Source organism: Luteibacter sp. (assembly GCF_051958795.1).
In the GTDB taxonomy this organism is placed as follows: Bacteria; Pseudomonadota; Gammaproteobacteria; order Xanthomonadales; family Rhodanobacteraceae; genus Luteibacter.
In genome coordinates, this window is record NZ_JBQCFT010000283.1 from 1 (window position 1) to 13,464 (window position 13,464).

Consider the following 13,464-nt stretch of genomic DNA (forward strand, 5'->3'; position numbering starts at 1 on the left):
TGCCGCGACCGACTACGGCTGGTCTGAGATCGCCGCGCCGGCCACTGAAGAAAAAACGATTACACAAGCGCAGCTCAGCAAGGCCAACGGCCGTTACGTAGGTGGCGGCCTGGATGCGAAGGTGGAAGCACGCCCGGATGGACTGTATGCCAATGCAGGCCGGTCCGAACGTTTGATCGCACTTTCGCCCCGGCGCTTTCGCGTGGAGTCCCTCGGTATCACGGTTGAGTTCGCCCCCGACTTCTCGAGCATCGCGATCGTCGAGGGCGGGCCCCCGATGAAATTGCTGCGAGTCGCGCCGAAGCAGTAAGGAGTGGAAGCGCCACGGACGGCACCCTTACTACTTCCGACGGCAAGGGCCAGGCCCCCGCGCTTTTTGCACACGGCTTTGACATGTGTGACGGCAGGCTCGCGGGTGGTCCTAGGAAGGCTCCTGATGCCGTCGGAAACCCGCACCATGACGACACTCACACGAAGCAGCACAGGCATCGATGGTCTCGATGTCATCCTCCGCGGCGGACTCCCCGTCAACCGCCTGTACCTGCTCGAAGGCCGGCCCGGTTCCGGCAAGACGACCCTCGCGTTGCAGTACCTGCTCGAAGGGGTGCGGCTCGGCGAGCGCTGCCTCTACGTGACACTTTCCGAAACCGCCGACGAGTTGAGCGACGTGGCGGCCTCGCATGGGTGGTCGCTCGACGGCATCGACCTGTTCGAACTGGCTGCGGCGGAGGCGGTGCTCGGCGATGGTCGCCACCAGTCCGTTCTTCACCCCTGGGAAATGGAACTCGACGGCACGATCCAGCTTATCCAGGCCGAGGTTGAGAAGGTCAAACCGACTCGCGTCGTATTCGACTCTCTGTCCGAGCTCAGGCTCCTGGCACAGGAACCGCTCCGCTACCGCCGCCAGGTCCTCGCGCTCAAGCAGTTCTTCGCCCCGCGCAAGGTCACGGTGCTGCTGGTCGACGACCTCGCCGGCGAGACCGGTGAGCGCGACGCCCATCTCCACAGCCTGTGCCATGGCGTCATATCGCTCGAGCGCTTCACGCTCGACTTCGGCTCCGCCCGCCGGCGGATGCAGATCCAGAAACTCCGCGGCGTGAACTTCGTCGCCGGCTACCACGATATGGCGCTGGTGACTGGCGGCCTGGAGATCTACCCGCGCCTGGTGGCGTCTGACCACCACACGCCATTCGGTGGAGAGCCCGTCCCCAGCGGCGTCGAAGAGCTCGACCGGCTGCTGTATGGCGGGCCGCTCCGTGGCACCAGCACGCTCCTCACCGGTCCGGCCGGCAGCGGCAAGACCAACGTGACCTTGCAGTATGTCGCCGCGGCCCTGAAACGCGGCGAACGGTGCTGCGTGTTCGAATTCGACGAACGCATCGGCACCTTGCTTACCCGATCAAAGGCGCTTGGCAACGACCTGCAGGAATTCGTTGACTCAGGCCTGCTTGAACTCAGGCAAGTGGATCCTGCCGACATTTCGCCAGGTGAATTCGCCTGGTCGGTACGCAAGGCGGTGGAGGAACGTGACTGCCGCATCCTCGTGCTCGACAGTCTCAACGGCTATATCGCTTCGATGCCTCAGGAAAAGCAGGTGCTGCTCCAGCTGCATGAGGTCCTGTCGTACCTCAACCAGAAGGGCGTGACGACGTTCCTGGTCAATCCGCAGCACGGGCTGATCGGCAACATGACGACCGGCACCATCGATGTGTCCTATATCGCCGATGCCATCGTGCTGTTCCGCTTCTTCGAATCGCGCGGCCGCATCCGCAAGGCCATCAGCGTCATCAAGAATCGCGGCGGCGGCCACGAGGATACGATCCGTGAACTGCGTATAGATACACAGGGCATTCGCCTGAGCGAACCACTGGAGCGCTTCCGCGGCGTGCTTACCGGCACGCCGGAGTTCGAGGGAGGTTCGGACCGCTTGCTGGAAGAGCGCAGTGCCTAAGAGCCGGCCCGTCTGCATCCTCGCCCCGTTCGGGCGGGATGCACAGAGTATCGCTGCCATCCTCGACGCCGATGGGATGCTCCCGCAGGTGGTTAACGATGTCGCGACGCTGGCTGACGCGGTTCGCAGCGAGATCGGTGCGGTGGTGGTCACGGAGGAGGGGCTGGCGGGTGGTCTCGGCGCCCTCTCCGACGCGCTGAAGGCGCAGCCGTCGTGGTCCGACGTGCCATTCGTCCTGCTGCGCGCGCGTGGCCCCTCGGGCGGGTTCCGGCGCGTGCGCTTGCCCCCGGACGCCATCAACGTCATTGAGCTCGAACGCCCTCTATCGACCGTTTCTCTGCTGAGCGCCATCGATAGCGCGCTCCGTGCGCGTGCCAAGCAGTTTTTCATCCGCGACCAGATGGTGGAACTGGAACAGGGCCGCGCGGCGCTCGTCGCGAGCGAGGCAGAACTCCGGCTCGTTGCCGATTCGCTTCCGGTACTCATCGGCTTCGTCGATACGGGCCTCGTCTATCGCTTCGTGAACCTCGCCTACGAGCGCTGGCTGGGACGTTCCGTGCACGAAATCGTCGGTCGCAAGGTAGAGGACGTCGTCGGCCCGGATCTATGGGCGATGCGCAAGCCGGATATCGACAAGGTACTCACTGGCTTGCCGGTCACGACGGAATTCCGTTGGCCGAGCCAGGATGGGGCGCGGCGTGATGCGGAAATACGTTATATCCCGCGCTTCGATGCAAGCGGTGTGCTGGACGGGTTCCATGTGTTTGCATCGGATGTGACCGAAAGAAACCTCGCCCTCGAAAACACCCGCGAACAGGCAGCGCTGCTCGAGACGCGCGTGACGGAACGCACCGCCGAACTCCGCGAGGAGATGGCGGCCCGCCAGCGGAGCGAAGAGGCGCTGCGCCAGGCGCAGAAGATGGAGGTCGTCGGCCAGCTCACCGGCGGCATCGCGCACGACTTCAACAACATGCTCACGGGCATCCTCGCCGCCATGGAGCTGGCCCGCGCAAAGGTCGAGGTGGACCGCACGGATGGCGTCGCCCGCCTGCTCGATATCGCAACGTCATCCGCACAGCGTGCCGCAGGCCTTACCCAGCGCCTCCTCGCGTTTTCTCGGCGCCAGGCACTCGATCCGAAACCGGCGGATGTCGGCGCACTGGTCCGGTCCATGGAAGATTTGCTGGTGCGTACGCTCGGCGAACGCATCCGCCTGCGGATCACGTCGAGCGAGGCTATGCCGCGTGCCATGGTCGACGCCAACCAGCTTGAAAGCGCCCTCCTTAACCTCGCCATCAACGCACGTGACGCCATGCCCGATGGAGGTGTCCTGCACATCGACACGTCGCTTCGGCGACTGCCGGAATATGGCGATCACGGAGGTGATGAGCCCGGCGGCACGTTCGTGGCCATGTCGGTCAGCGACACAGGCATGGGTATGGATGATTCCACGCTGGAGAAGGTTTTCGAACCGTTCTTCACGACCAAGCCGATCGGCCAGGGCACAGGCCTCGGGATGTCGATGATCTATGGCTTCGTCAACCAGACGGGCGGGCATATCCGCATTCGCTCTCGGGTGGGTGAAGGCACCACGGTGCGGCTTTACCTGCCCATGGCGGAAGCCGACGCCAGGGCGGCGATCCAGGCGACTGTCGGCGACGTGACGGGCGGCTATGGGCAACGCATCGTCGTGGTCGATGATGACCCACAGGTCCGCACCCTCGTGACCGAACTGCTCTCGTCGCTCGACTATGCCGTGCACGCCTCGCCATCGGCCGAGGCAGCGCTCGAATACCTTGCCGGCGGGACCGCCGTCGACCTGCTGCTCACCGACGTCGGCCTGCCCGGCCTCAATGGCCGGCAGCTCGCCGACATCGCGCGGCAGACGCGTCACGACCTGCCGGTGCTCTTCATGACCGGCTACGCCTTCGGCGCGGTGGACCCCGCGCAACTCCTGGACGACGGGATGGCGATGATCGGTAAGCCGTTCCGCCTGGCGGAGCTCAGCCAGGCGGTGGCCTCGATGCTTCCGTCGCAGCGTTGAGGGCTTTGAGTCGCACGGACGCGGAGATTCGTCAGTGCTGGAAAGCGTTCAGCTTGGCGGTCCGCGATTCATTTTCGGGCAAGGCTTTCGAGGGCATGCTCGGATCGGTTAAACCCCGGCCTCGCGCCACGTACGGAGATAGACCCATGCGCCAATCCGCCCTGCTGCTTGCGGCTGCCCTCGGCTTTGTCGTCGCCTCGCACGCCGCCGCTTCCGACCGCCCGGATCCGGGCAAGCTGACGACGAAGTGCCTCGATGCCGCGGCCAAGAAATTCGACGTAAAGAACGATTACATCCAGCTCCAGCCGATCCAGGCCGCTGATTCCGGTTACTCCATTGCCGGCGTCGCCGACGCGGGCATGGACGGCAAGAAGAACTTCAGCTGCGAATTCGACAAGAAGGGCAAGCTGGCCAACCTCGTTCCCGAGGCCAAGTAACACCCGTACCGGTGGCCGCGCGCAGGGCGCGCCCACCGGTCCCGGCAAATGCCGGGATTCCGCGTGGTAGCGGCTAGACTAAGGGGCAACCTCGTCGGTCAACTGCTTCCCGCCATGCTTCTTCCGAATACCCCGTCCCCTGCCCTCCCCGTCCCCCTCTATCGCCAGACCTACGTGCAGGTACTGGTCGCCATTGCGCTTGGCGCGGTGCTGGGCCATTTTTTCCCGGCTTTCGCCGAGCAGATGAAGCCGCTGGGCGATGCGTTCATCAAGCTGGTGAAGATGGTCATCGCTCCGGTGATCTTTCTGACCGTGGTCACGGGTATCGCTGGGATGCCGCACCTGAACGCCGTGGGCCGCGTGGTGTTGAAGGCCATGGCCTACTTCCTTGTGTTCTCGACGCTGGCTCTTGTCGTGGGCATGGTCGTAGCCAACGTGGTGCGGCCGGGTGCGGGCCTGAACATCGATGCCGCCAGCCTTTCCACCACGGAAATCGCGACGTACGCCTCGAAGGCGCACGATATGTCGCTGACGCATTTCCTGCTCGACATCATTCCTGACACCGTATTCGGCGCCTTTACCTCAGGGAACATCCTGCAGGTATTGCTGCTCGCCGTACTGTTCGGCATCTCGCTGACGCTGGCAGGCGAGCGCTCGAAGCCGGTCATCGCGTTCTTCGAGGCGATGACGGCTCCCGTGTTCAAGCTTGTGCACATCCTGATGAAGGCTGCGCCGATCGGCGCCTTTGGCGCCATCGCTTTCACTATCGGCCGGTACGGGATCGGTTCACTGCAGAACCTGATGTATCTCGTGGCCACGTTCTATTTCACGGCGCTGCTTTTCGTCATCGTCGTCCTCGGCACCGTCGCCCGCCTTACCGGCTTCTCGATCTTCCAGCTGCTGCGTTACCTGAAGGCGGAGCTTTTGCTGGTGCTCGGCACTTCGTCGTCGGAGGCCGCCCTGCCCTCGCTGATGGAGAAGATGGAGCGCGCGGGCTGCGACAAGTCGGTTGTCGGCCTGGTCGTTCCCACCGGCTATTCGTTCAATCTCGACGGCACCAACATCTACATGACGCTTGCAGCGCTCTTCATCGCGCAGGCGACCAACACCCCACTCTCGCTCGGCGAACAGGTCGCTTTGCTACTGGTCGCGATGGTGAGCTCCAAGGGCGCCGCCGGCGTGACCGGCGCCGGCTTCGTGACATTAGCGGCCACGCTTTCGGTGGTGCCTTCGCTGCCGGTCGCGGGCATGGCGCTGATCCTCGGCGTCGATCGTTTCATGAGCGAGTGCCGCTCGCTGACCAACTTCGTAGGCAACGCGGTGGCCACTATCGTGGTGGCCCGCTGGGAAGGTGCATTGGATCGCGACGCGCTGAGCGCGACCCTGGCGAGTGGCGGTGCCGACCAAGCCACCTCGGCGGTTGAAGCGCCCGCCGAGTGACTGAGGCTTCCGCACCTCAGAAATGACTGAGCCCAGGGCCGAAGCGCCTGGGCTCTACGAGGGAAACCACGAAGAGGTGTCATCCCCTTCTTCCCTGCCTGGTTGCCACCCCGAGGGGTCTGACCTAGGTCTTCGAGTGTCCGCGTGTATTGGACGTGGACCTGATTCTACTTACCCGATCTCAAGCTATCCAGGGTCTCCATCAGCTGCGCTGCTCGATTCGCCGCCGCTCAGCGACTATCGCCCCCACGGCCCTGCGAACATCATTCAAGACCGTCTCGTGATCCTGCCAGTCTGAGAGGCCGCTGGATTCATCCTGCAACGCCTCGTGAACTTTCGCGCGAAACCACGCGTCGTATTCTTCGGCGGCAATGTAATGGAGTTCGCCATCGGGATCTTCTCCACGCCCTAAGACGTCAACTGTCATCCTGGTCAATCCAATTCGACCTGATCGGCCATCGGCGATTTCATCAGAGCGGCAACACGCCGTATGCCAGCGCTGCTCGCGCAGCGGTGTAGGCAAGATCTGACGTGAGCGACGGAGAACTACGCAATATCGAAGCGCACGATCCTGCCTTCGACCACATGGAACACGTGGGTAACCGTCTTGTCCTTCAGGCCATGCGTCTGGCCTTCGAGCGGTTTGCCGTCGAGGTCCAGGACCGTCTGGATGACCTCGACAGCCACGCGCCCGTCTGCCGATGGCGCGAACGCGACGGGATCCACATGCGGGCTCACCATGGACCACTGGCGCGTCCAGTACTCGCGCAAGCCTTCCTTGCCGTGGACATATCCACCGTCCATGCCGTTGGCCCAGGCGACGTCGTCATCCAGTACGGCGAATACGCCGTCGATGTTACGAGCGTTGAAGTCGGCGTACATGCGCTGGATCATCGGGATGGCATCGTTCGACATGGCATTTCCTCGCTTGCATGGGTGAGGGTGCCGGTGGGCCACTTTTCAGCCTTGCCCCGCGGCATTGCCTGATATATATACGTACATATCTATTTTCCCGTCAAGCGGAATTCGCCATGCATGAAGACGTGCTTTCGACGCCGGGCCACCTGGTAAGCCTGGCGGCGCGTGGATTCGCGCGGCTTAGCGAGGCGCGGCTCAAGCCGCTCGGCTTCGGCGTGGGCCACGTGCCGATCCTGGTAGCGTTGCAGCATGGCAAGGCCAGTACGCAGCGCGACCTGGCCCGCTTCGCCAAGGTGGAACAGCCGCCGATGGCGCAGATGCTCGGGCGCATGGAGCGTGATGGCCTGATCGAACGCACGCCCGATCCGTCCGATGGCCGCAGCAGCCTTGTCACCCTGACGAAGGTGGCGAAGCAACGCCTGCCGAAGGCTACGGCCACGCTGTTCCAGGGCAACCGCGAGGCACTGGACGGCTTCTCCGATAGCGAAGCCGCCCAGTTCATCGACATGCTCAAACGCGTGATCGCCAACCTGGATCAGATGATCGGCATCGAGGCTCCCTGACGCCTCACCCTACGCTGCTCCATCCAGTCGTAGATCACCGGCAGGAGCACCAACGTGAGCAGGGTCGAGGTGATGAGTCCACCCACCACGACCGTCGCCAGCGGCCGCTGGGTCTCCGCCCCTACGCCGCTCGAGAGCAGCATGGGAACGAGACCGAGGATGGCGACGCTCGCGGTCATCAGGACCGGGCGCATCCGTAGTGCCGTGCCTTTGACCACGGCCTCCCGCACGCCCAGCCCGGCATGTCGCTGCTCATTGAGGAAGCTCACCAGCACGATGCCATTGAGCATCGCCACGCCGAACACCGCGATGAACCCGATCGCCGACGGCACCGACAGGTACTGGCCGCTGATGAACAGGCCGACGACGCCACCGATGGTCGCGAACGGCACGTTGGCCAGGATCAACGCGGCATATCGCACCGAGTTGAACGCCGTGTAGAGCAGGATGAAGATGAAGAAGATCGTGGCGGGCACGATGATCGCGAGCCGCTTCAACGCGCGCTGCTGGTTGGCGAAGGCACCGCCCCATTCGGTGTAGTAGCCCGTAGGCAGAGTCATGGACTGGGCAAGGGCCGCGTCGGCATCACGTACGAAGCCATCGATATCGCGGCCACGCACATCCATCTGGATTACCGCGTACCGCTGTAACTGTTCGCGGCGAATGAATGAATACCCCTCCGCCGTCGTCACCTTCGCCACCTGGGCCAGCTGCACCAGCGCGCCGGATGGCGTGCTCACCGGGATACGCTCGATATCCTGCACCGATGCCTTGCTTGCCTCGTTCAGCCGTACGGTGATGTCGAAGCGCTTCACGCCATCGAGCAAGGTACCGACGGGCTCGCCGCCGATGCCGTTGCGGACCACGGTGAGCACGTCGCCAGCATTGAGCCCATAGCGGGCCAGTGCGTCGCGGTCCACTTCAATGCGGACCTGTGGCTTGCCGATGTTCGCTTCGAGGGCGAGATCCGCTACGCCGGGTACACCCGCCAGGATATCCCGCGCCTTTGCACTCAACCGGTCCAGCTCACTAAGGTCGTCACCGTAGATCTTCAAGGCCAGCGTGGCGCGTACGCCCGAGATCAGTTCCTCGATGCGCATCTGGATCGGCTGCGTGTAGCTGACCACCGCCGTCGGCAGGATGGCGCTGAGCTCCTTCTGCATAGCCTCCTGGATCGTCTCCAGCGTTTCGCCATCGCGCCACTGATCCTTCGGCTTGAGTGGCGTGTACACCTCCATGTAGCTCACATCGGCGGTCTCACCCTTTTCGGCGCGGCCGATCATGGCCAGCGTCGTCTCCACCTCGGGGAATGTCTCCTTCACCCGCCCGGCCACGCGAGCCGAGATAGCGATCGATTCATCCAGCGAGGCCGAGGGGATCGATGTGATCCGCCACATGATGGCGCCCTCGCGCAGGTTGGGCATGAACTCCTTGCCGAGGAAGGGGAACAACGCCAGCGCGCCGACGAGCGCCGCACCTGCAATGCCGATGACTGCCTTGCGATGCGCCAGCGACCAGCCCAGCACACGTGCGTAGCCCCGTTTCAGCCAGCCCACGAGGCGGGTGTCCTTCTCCTCCTTCGGCTTCAATATCACTGCGGCGAGCACGGGGATCAGCGTGAGCGCCAGCAGCAGCGAGCCCGCCATCGCGAAGCTGATGTTGAATGCCATCGGCTTGAACATCTTGCCTTCGAGGCCCTGCAGGCTGAACAGCGGCAGGAACACCACGATGATGATCAGGATGGCGAAGGCGACGGGGCTCGCCACTTCGCGTGCGGCCCGGAGTACCGCGGCGGTGCGGTCGACGGCCTCACCGTGCGCCTTCTGCTCCGCCATGATCCGGAAGGCGTTCTCGACCATGACCACGGCGCCGTCCACCATCATGCCGATGCCGATAGCCAGCCCGGCGAGCGACATCAGGTTCGCGGAAAGACCGACCTGCTCCATGCAGATAAAGGCGATGAGCATGGCGAGTGGCAAGGTCACCACCACGATGAGTGCACTGCGAAGCTCACCCAGGAACAGGAACAACACGATCGCTACGAGGATCGAACCTTCGACCAGCGCCCTTACCGCGGTGCCGACCGCGGCGTTGACGAGGTCGGTGCGCTCGTAGACAGGCTTCACGACGGTGCCTTCGGGCAGTGCACGCTTCACCGTATCGAGTTTCGCCTTCACGGCATCGACCACGCTCTTCGCGTTCTCGCCAATGCGGGCCAGCGCCTGCCCCATCACGACTTCCTTGCCGTCCCGCGTGACCGCTCCCGTGCGCGGTGCGCCCGCTTCGGTGACGGTGGCCACGTCACGCACGTATACCGGCGTGCCGTCCTCGGTCTTCAGCACGATGTTGCCGATGTCCTGGTCATTCTTCACCAGGCCAAGCCCACGCACGAGGTACTGCTCGCGGCCTACGTCGATAAAATTGCCGCCGACCTGGGCGTTGTTGGCCTCGAGCGCCTCGATCACCTGCCTGAAGCCGAGGTTGTGCGCGATCAGCCGCAGTGGATCCACGCGCACCTGGTACTGCTTCTGCTGGCCGCCCCACGAGGTGACGTCGTCGACACCGGGTGCCGTACGCAGGATCAGGCGCACGGTCCAGTCCTGCAGCGTGCGCAGGCCCATGTCATCGGGCGCGTTCTTCAGCGCGGCGTCGGCACGTTCCACCGTGTACCAGAACACCTGGCCGAGGCCGGAGGTGTTCGGGCCCATCTCGGGCTTGCCGTAGCCTGCGGGCAGCCGGTCACCGACCTGTTGCAGTCGTTCGTTGACGAGCTGCCGGGCGAAATAGATGTCCATGTCGTCGTCGAAGTAGACCGCGACGTACGAAAGCTCGAACAGGCTGACTGACCGGATCTCCTGCACCTTCGGCAGTCCCGCAAGCGCGGACTCCACCGGTGTCGTGAGTAGTTGCTCCACATCCTCTGCCGCGAGGCCGGAGGCTTCGGTGTACACGTTCACCTGCACCGGCGTGACGTCAGGGAACGCATCGATCGGCAAGGTGCTTACCGCCCGGTAGCCAAGCGCGGCGACGACCGCGAAGACAATGAGGACAAGGATCTTGTACTTGAGGGAAAGGGCGACGAGACGTTCCAGCATCACTCTTCCCCCAGTTGCGAGCGCAGCATGCGGGCCTTGAGCGCGAACGCGCCCTTGCTCACGTACGCCGTGCCCGGCGTCAGGCCCTTCTTCACCTCGGTCCATCCGTCGCGCGTTTCACCGGGCTCGATGGCGGCCGGTTCGAACTGCCCTGCCTGCTTGCCGCGCACGAAGACGGAGGGCTGGTTCTGTAGCAGCACGATGGCATCGGCGGGGACGGCAACGACCTGGGTCTGCGCGGCGATGGCGATGCGCGCCTCGACCAGTTCGCCCGGGTGCAGGAGATCCTTGTCGTTGGGAACCTGGATGCGGACGTTGACCGTTCGGGTCTTCTCGTCGGTCAGGTGCGAGCGCTGGATGACGCTGCCCTTCAGTTCCGTGCCATGCGCGGCGATGATGACTGCCGCGCCCGGTTTCGCCTGCTCAGCGACTGCCGGAGCCAGGCGGCCTTCTACCCACACGGACGACTCCGCCACGATCGTAAAGAGCGGACGGCCGGGCTCCACGCGTTCACCGACGATGAAGTCGTCCGTCGTGATGCGGCCTGCCTGGGGCGCAAGTAGTTCGAAGCTGCCATCCGCGGCGCTGGAGCCGCGCTGCACCACGCGGCTTATCTGCCCGTCGGAGAGCCCGTAGGCTTTCAGCTTCGCCCTGGCCTGGTCGCGCTGGACCAGCGCTTCGTTATAGCGCCGAGCTGAGACGGCCTGGGGCCCGAGCGAAGCGACGCGCGACCAGTCCTGGCTGGCGACGATCAGTTGCCCTTGTGTCTCAGCGACGTCGACGCTGGACAACGTGACGAGCGGCTGGCCCGCTTTCACCTCATCGCCGAGCTTCACCTTGCGGGCAACGACCTGCGATGCGACGCGGGGCGATACGAGCACGGTGGAATACGCATCGACCTTTACTTCGCCGGGCGCCTTCACCTGATCGGTCAGGCTACGCAGGGCGGCCGTAGCGACCTGGATCCCGGCCTCTTTTTGCGCGGCTGCATCGAGGATCAGCGGATTCGTTTCCACGCCTTCTGCGGCACGAGCCGCGCGGACGGTGAGCGTGGTGGCCAGCGCCAGGGCAAGGACGGCGGCCGTCATACGAAACGGTGTGCGGATCATGGGGAAGATTCCTTGAGGTTGCCGGTCACCCAGTCGGTGAGGCGGCCGGCGGCGGCGAGATAGTCAAACCACGCCTGCCAGGTCTGGTCCTCCAGGGCGATGCCAGAGAGGGCGGTATCCAGGCTCTGCTTGAGCTGTACCAGGTAGTCGGAGGTGCTTATCTCGCCGGCCTGCCAGAGCTTGTCGAGCAATGCGGCGCGTTCGTCGAAGGCGCCGGCGCGACCCTGGCGGAAGTTTTCACTGGCAGCGCGGAGCGCGGCATACGTCGCCCGCGCTTGCGTGAGCCGCGCATCGGAACGCAGTTCGGCCGCGCGGCGCGTGGCGTAGGCAGCGTCTGCGTCCGCGCGTGCCGCGCTCACCTCGTAGCGACCGCTGTTCAACACGGGTATCGGCATCGAGATGCTCACGCCCACGACGCGGTCGGTGCGCGGACCGCTACGCACTTCACCGCCGGTCAGGCTGATCGTGGGATCCGGCCGGCGGTTGCGGTCGGCGACGGTGACTGCCGCGTCGGCGCGCTCCTGCTCGGCCTGCGCCTGCTGTAGCTCGGGGCGGTCGGAATTGGGCACGGGGCTGATGGCCGCGGGCACCGGCGGGAGCGCGACGAACCGGGCAGGTACTTTGCCGTCGGGATCGCCGCCTAGTGCGGCGAGGGCCGCCACGGCATCGGCTTGTCGCGCTTCGAGCGAGGACTGCTCGACCTGCGCCTCGCCCAGCGCCAGGCCGGCGAGATCACGCTCGGTGCTGCTGATATCGCCGACCTTGAGGCGTTGGCCGGCAAGCGCATCGAAGCGGCGCATCAAGGCCAGCCTCTGCTCGCCCAGCGCGGATTGTTCGCGCGTGTAGGCGACGCTGGACCACGCCTTCAGCCAGTCACGCGCGACGTCACGGCGCGCCAGCACATAGGCTGCTTCCTGTGAACGCACTTCGGCATCGCCTTGCGTGATGCGTGCCTCGCGCTTGCCGAAGGCATCCAGCGTGAGGCTCGCACCCGCCGTGCGTCGGTTGACGTCGGCGTTCTCGGCATCGAGCTGAAGGGACGGGTTGTAGACCGGTTGACCTGCGGCGCTCGCGCGTTCCTGGGCGGCACGGCGGCTGGCGTCGGCGGCCTGGACCTGCGGGTTCACGTTCCACAGCTCGTGGATCGCGGCCTGTAGGCCCGGTGGCGGCATGGGTAGCGTCGGCGTATCGGCCGCGGCGGGGCGGCCCATGGCTGACGCGACGAACAACACGCACAGGGCGCCGAGCGGCGCTGCACGTAAAACGAACATGTTGGGGTTCTCCTGAGACACAAGCGAACGGCACCGCTGCAGGGAGCAGCGGTGTGCCATGGCGAGTGCTCAGGCGATGGGTGGCCGCAAGGGTGACGCCATCGGGCGCATGGAAGGCGCGACCGGGGCGTGGGCGTGGATCGAAGGCAGGAGGGCGCTCGCGACCGTATCGAACGACGCGGCGGGCAGCGTCACGGCGTGGGCGCAGGCGCAGTGGCAGCCGCCGGGTTCGCCCAGCTGGCAGAACTCACCGTCCTGGCTATCGGCCGTGGTTGCGGCGATGAACTGGGCTCCGATGGCGGTGCCCGCCTGGGCACCGGCCACGACGGTGCGCGGGCCATCGAGCAGGCAGGCCGTCGACGCCGCGAACTTGATCAGCATGGCAAACACCACAAGCATCCACGCCCCCCGATGGAGGCGCAGGCGCTGGAACAGGCGGGTGCTCGGGGCATGCATGGCGCCAAGCGTAGTGTCGGCGGGGGGTGTTAGACAATTACGGTCGTCGGTCCATGAACATGGCGGCACGCCATCGCGGGGGACCGCGCCCCACAAAAAAACGGGTGGGGCCCCGCCTGGTGTGGGTGGGCCCCTGCCCGCCCGGAAAACGCCGGGAACGCGGAGGTTTAATGGAAAAAA

The 13,464-nt window shown here is 64.9% G+C and carries 12 protein-coding genes; 6 read left to right on the forward strand and 6 right to left on the reverse strand.

The features are described from left to right. From ACTHLF_RS14750 to ACTHLF_RS14770, 5 genes are all read left to right on the forward strand, one after another. On the forward strand, positions 1-310 hold a 310-nt coding region (locus ACTHLF_RS14750; RefSeq protein WP_440328122.1), incomplete at its 5' end, for a hypothetical protein. A 147-nt stretch (positions 311-457) separates the two neighbouring features. Beyond that, positions 458-1,951 (forward strand): ATPase domain-containing protein, encoded by a 1,494-nt coding sequence (locus tag ACTHLF_RS14755; RefSeq protein ID WP_440328134.1) that lies wholly within the window; start codon positions 458-460, stop codon positions 1,949-1,951. Continuing rightward, on the forward strand, positions 1,944-3,995 hold the full coding sequence (locus tag ACTHLF_RS14760; protein WP_440328123.1) for an ATP-binding protein: 2,052 nt from the start codon (positions 1,944-1,946) through the stop codon (positions 3,993-3,995). Before ACTHLF_RS14755 ends, ACTHLF_RS14760 begins: the two co-directional genes overlap by 8 nt. 146 nt (positions 3,996-4,141) lie before the next feature. Continuing rightward, positions 4,142-4,432, forward strand: coding sequence for a hypothetical protein (locus tag ACTHLF_RS14765; RefSeq protein WP_440328124.1), 291 nt, complete (start codon positions 4,142-4,144; stop codon positions 4,430-4,432). Between the two features lie 114 nt (positions 4,433-4,546). Then, positions 4,547-5,872 carry a dicarboxylate/amino acid:cation symporter gene (locus ACTHLF_RS14770; protein WP_440328125.1) on the forward strand — a complete coding sequence of 442 codons (1,326 nt, stop codon included), beginning with the start codon at positions 4,547-4,549 and terminating at the stop codon, positions 5,870-5,872. A gap of 202 nt (positions 5,873-6,074) precedes the next feature. On the opposite strand, the gene ACTHLF_RS14775 is transcribed toward ACTHLF_RS14770, so the two are convergent. Next, positions 6,075-6,299: a hypothetical protein gene (locus tag ACTHLF_RS14775; protein ID WP_440328126.1), complete on the reverse strand. Its 225-nt coding sequence runs from the start codon at positions 6,297-6,299 to the stop codon at positions 6,075-6,077. A 119-nt stretch (positions 6,300-6,418) separates the two neighbouring features. Continuing rightward, entirely contained in the window at positions 6,419-6,787 is a 369-nt protein-coding gene (locus tag ACTHLF_RS14780; protein ID WP_440328128.1) for a nuclear transport factor 2 family protein, read from the reverse strand. Positions 6,788-6,903: 116 nt separating this feature from the next. Here ACTHLF_RS14780 and ACTHLF_RS14785 point away from each other — a divergent pair, with 116 nt between their 5' ends. Further along, entirely contained in the window at positions 6,904-7,353 is a 450-nt protein-coding gene (locus ACTHLF_RS14785; protein WP_440328129.1) for a MarR family winged helix-turn-helix transcriptional regulator, read from the forward strand. Here ACTHLF_RS14785 and ACTHLF_RS14790 read toward each other — a convergent pair. The 4 genes from ACTHLF_RS14790 to ACTHLF_RS14805 all read right to left on the reverse strand — a co-directional run bounded on the left by ACTHLF_RS14790 (position 7,326) and on the right by ACTHLF_RS14805 (position 13,284). Beyond that, complete coding sequence (locus ACTHLF_RS14790) at positions 7,326-10,448, reverse strand: efflux RND transporter permease subunit (RefSeq protein ID WP_440328130.1); 3,123 nt, start codon at positions 10,446-10,448, stop codon at positions 7,326-7,328. The two genes, ACTHLF_RS14785 and ACTHLF_RS14790, sit on opposite strands and share 28 nt — an antisense overlap. Further along, entirely contained in the window at positions 10,448-11,557 is a 1,110-nt protein-coding gene (locus ACTHLF_RS14795) for an efflux RND transporter periplasmic adaptor subunit (RefSeq protein WP_440328131.1), read from the reverse strand. The genes ACTHLF_RS14790 and ACTHLF_RS14795 overlap by 1 nt, the downstream gene beginning before the upstream one ends. Beyond that, positions 11,554-12,828: a TolC family protein gene (locus tag ACTHLF_RS14800; RefSeq protein WP_440328132.1), complete on the reverse strand. Its 1,275-nt coding sequence runs from the start codon at positions 12,826-12,828 to the stop codon at positions 11,554-11,556. Before ACTHLF_RS14800 ends, ACTHLF_RS14795 begins: the two co-directional genes overlap by 4 nt. Positions 12,829-12,897: 69 nt before the next feature. Further along, positions 12,898-13,284 (reverse strand): hypothetical protein, encoded by a 387-nt coding sequence (locus tag ACTHLF_RS14805; protein WP_440328133.1) that lies wholly within the window; start codon positions 13,282-13,284, stop codon positions 12,898-12,900. Between the last annotated feature and the right edge of the window lie 180 nt (positions 13,285-13,464).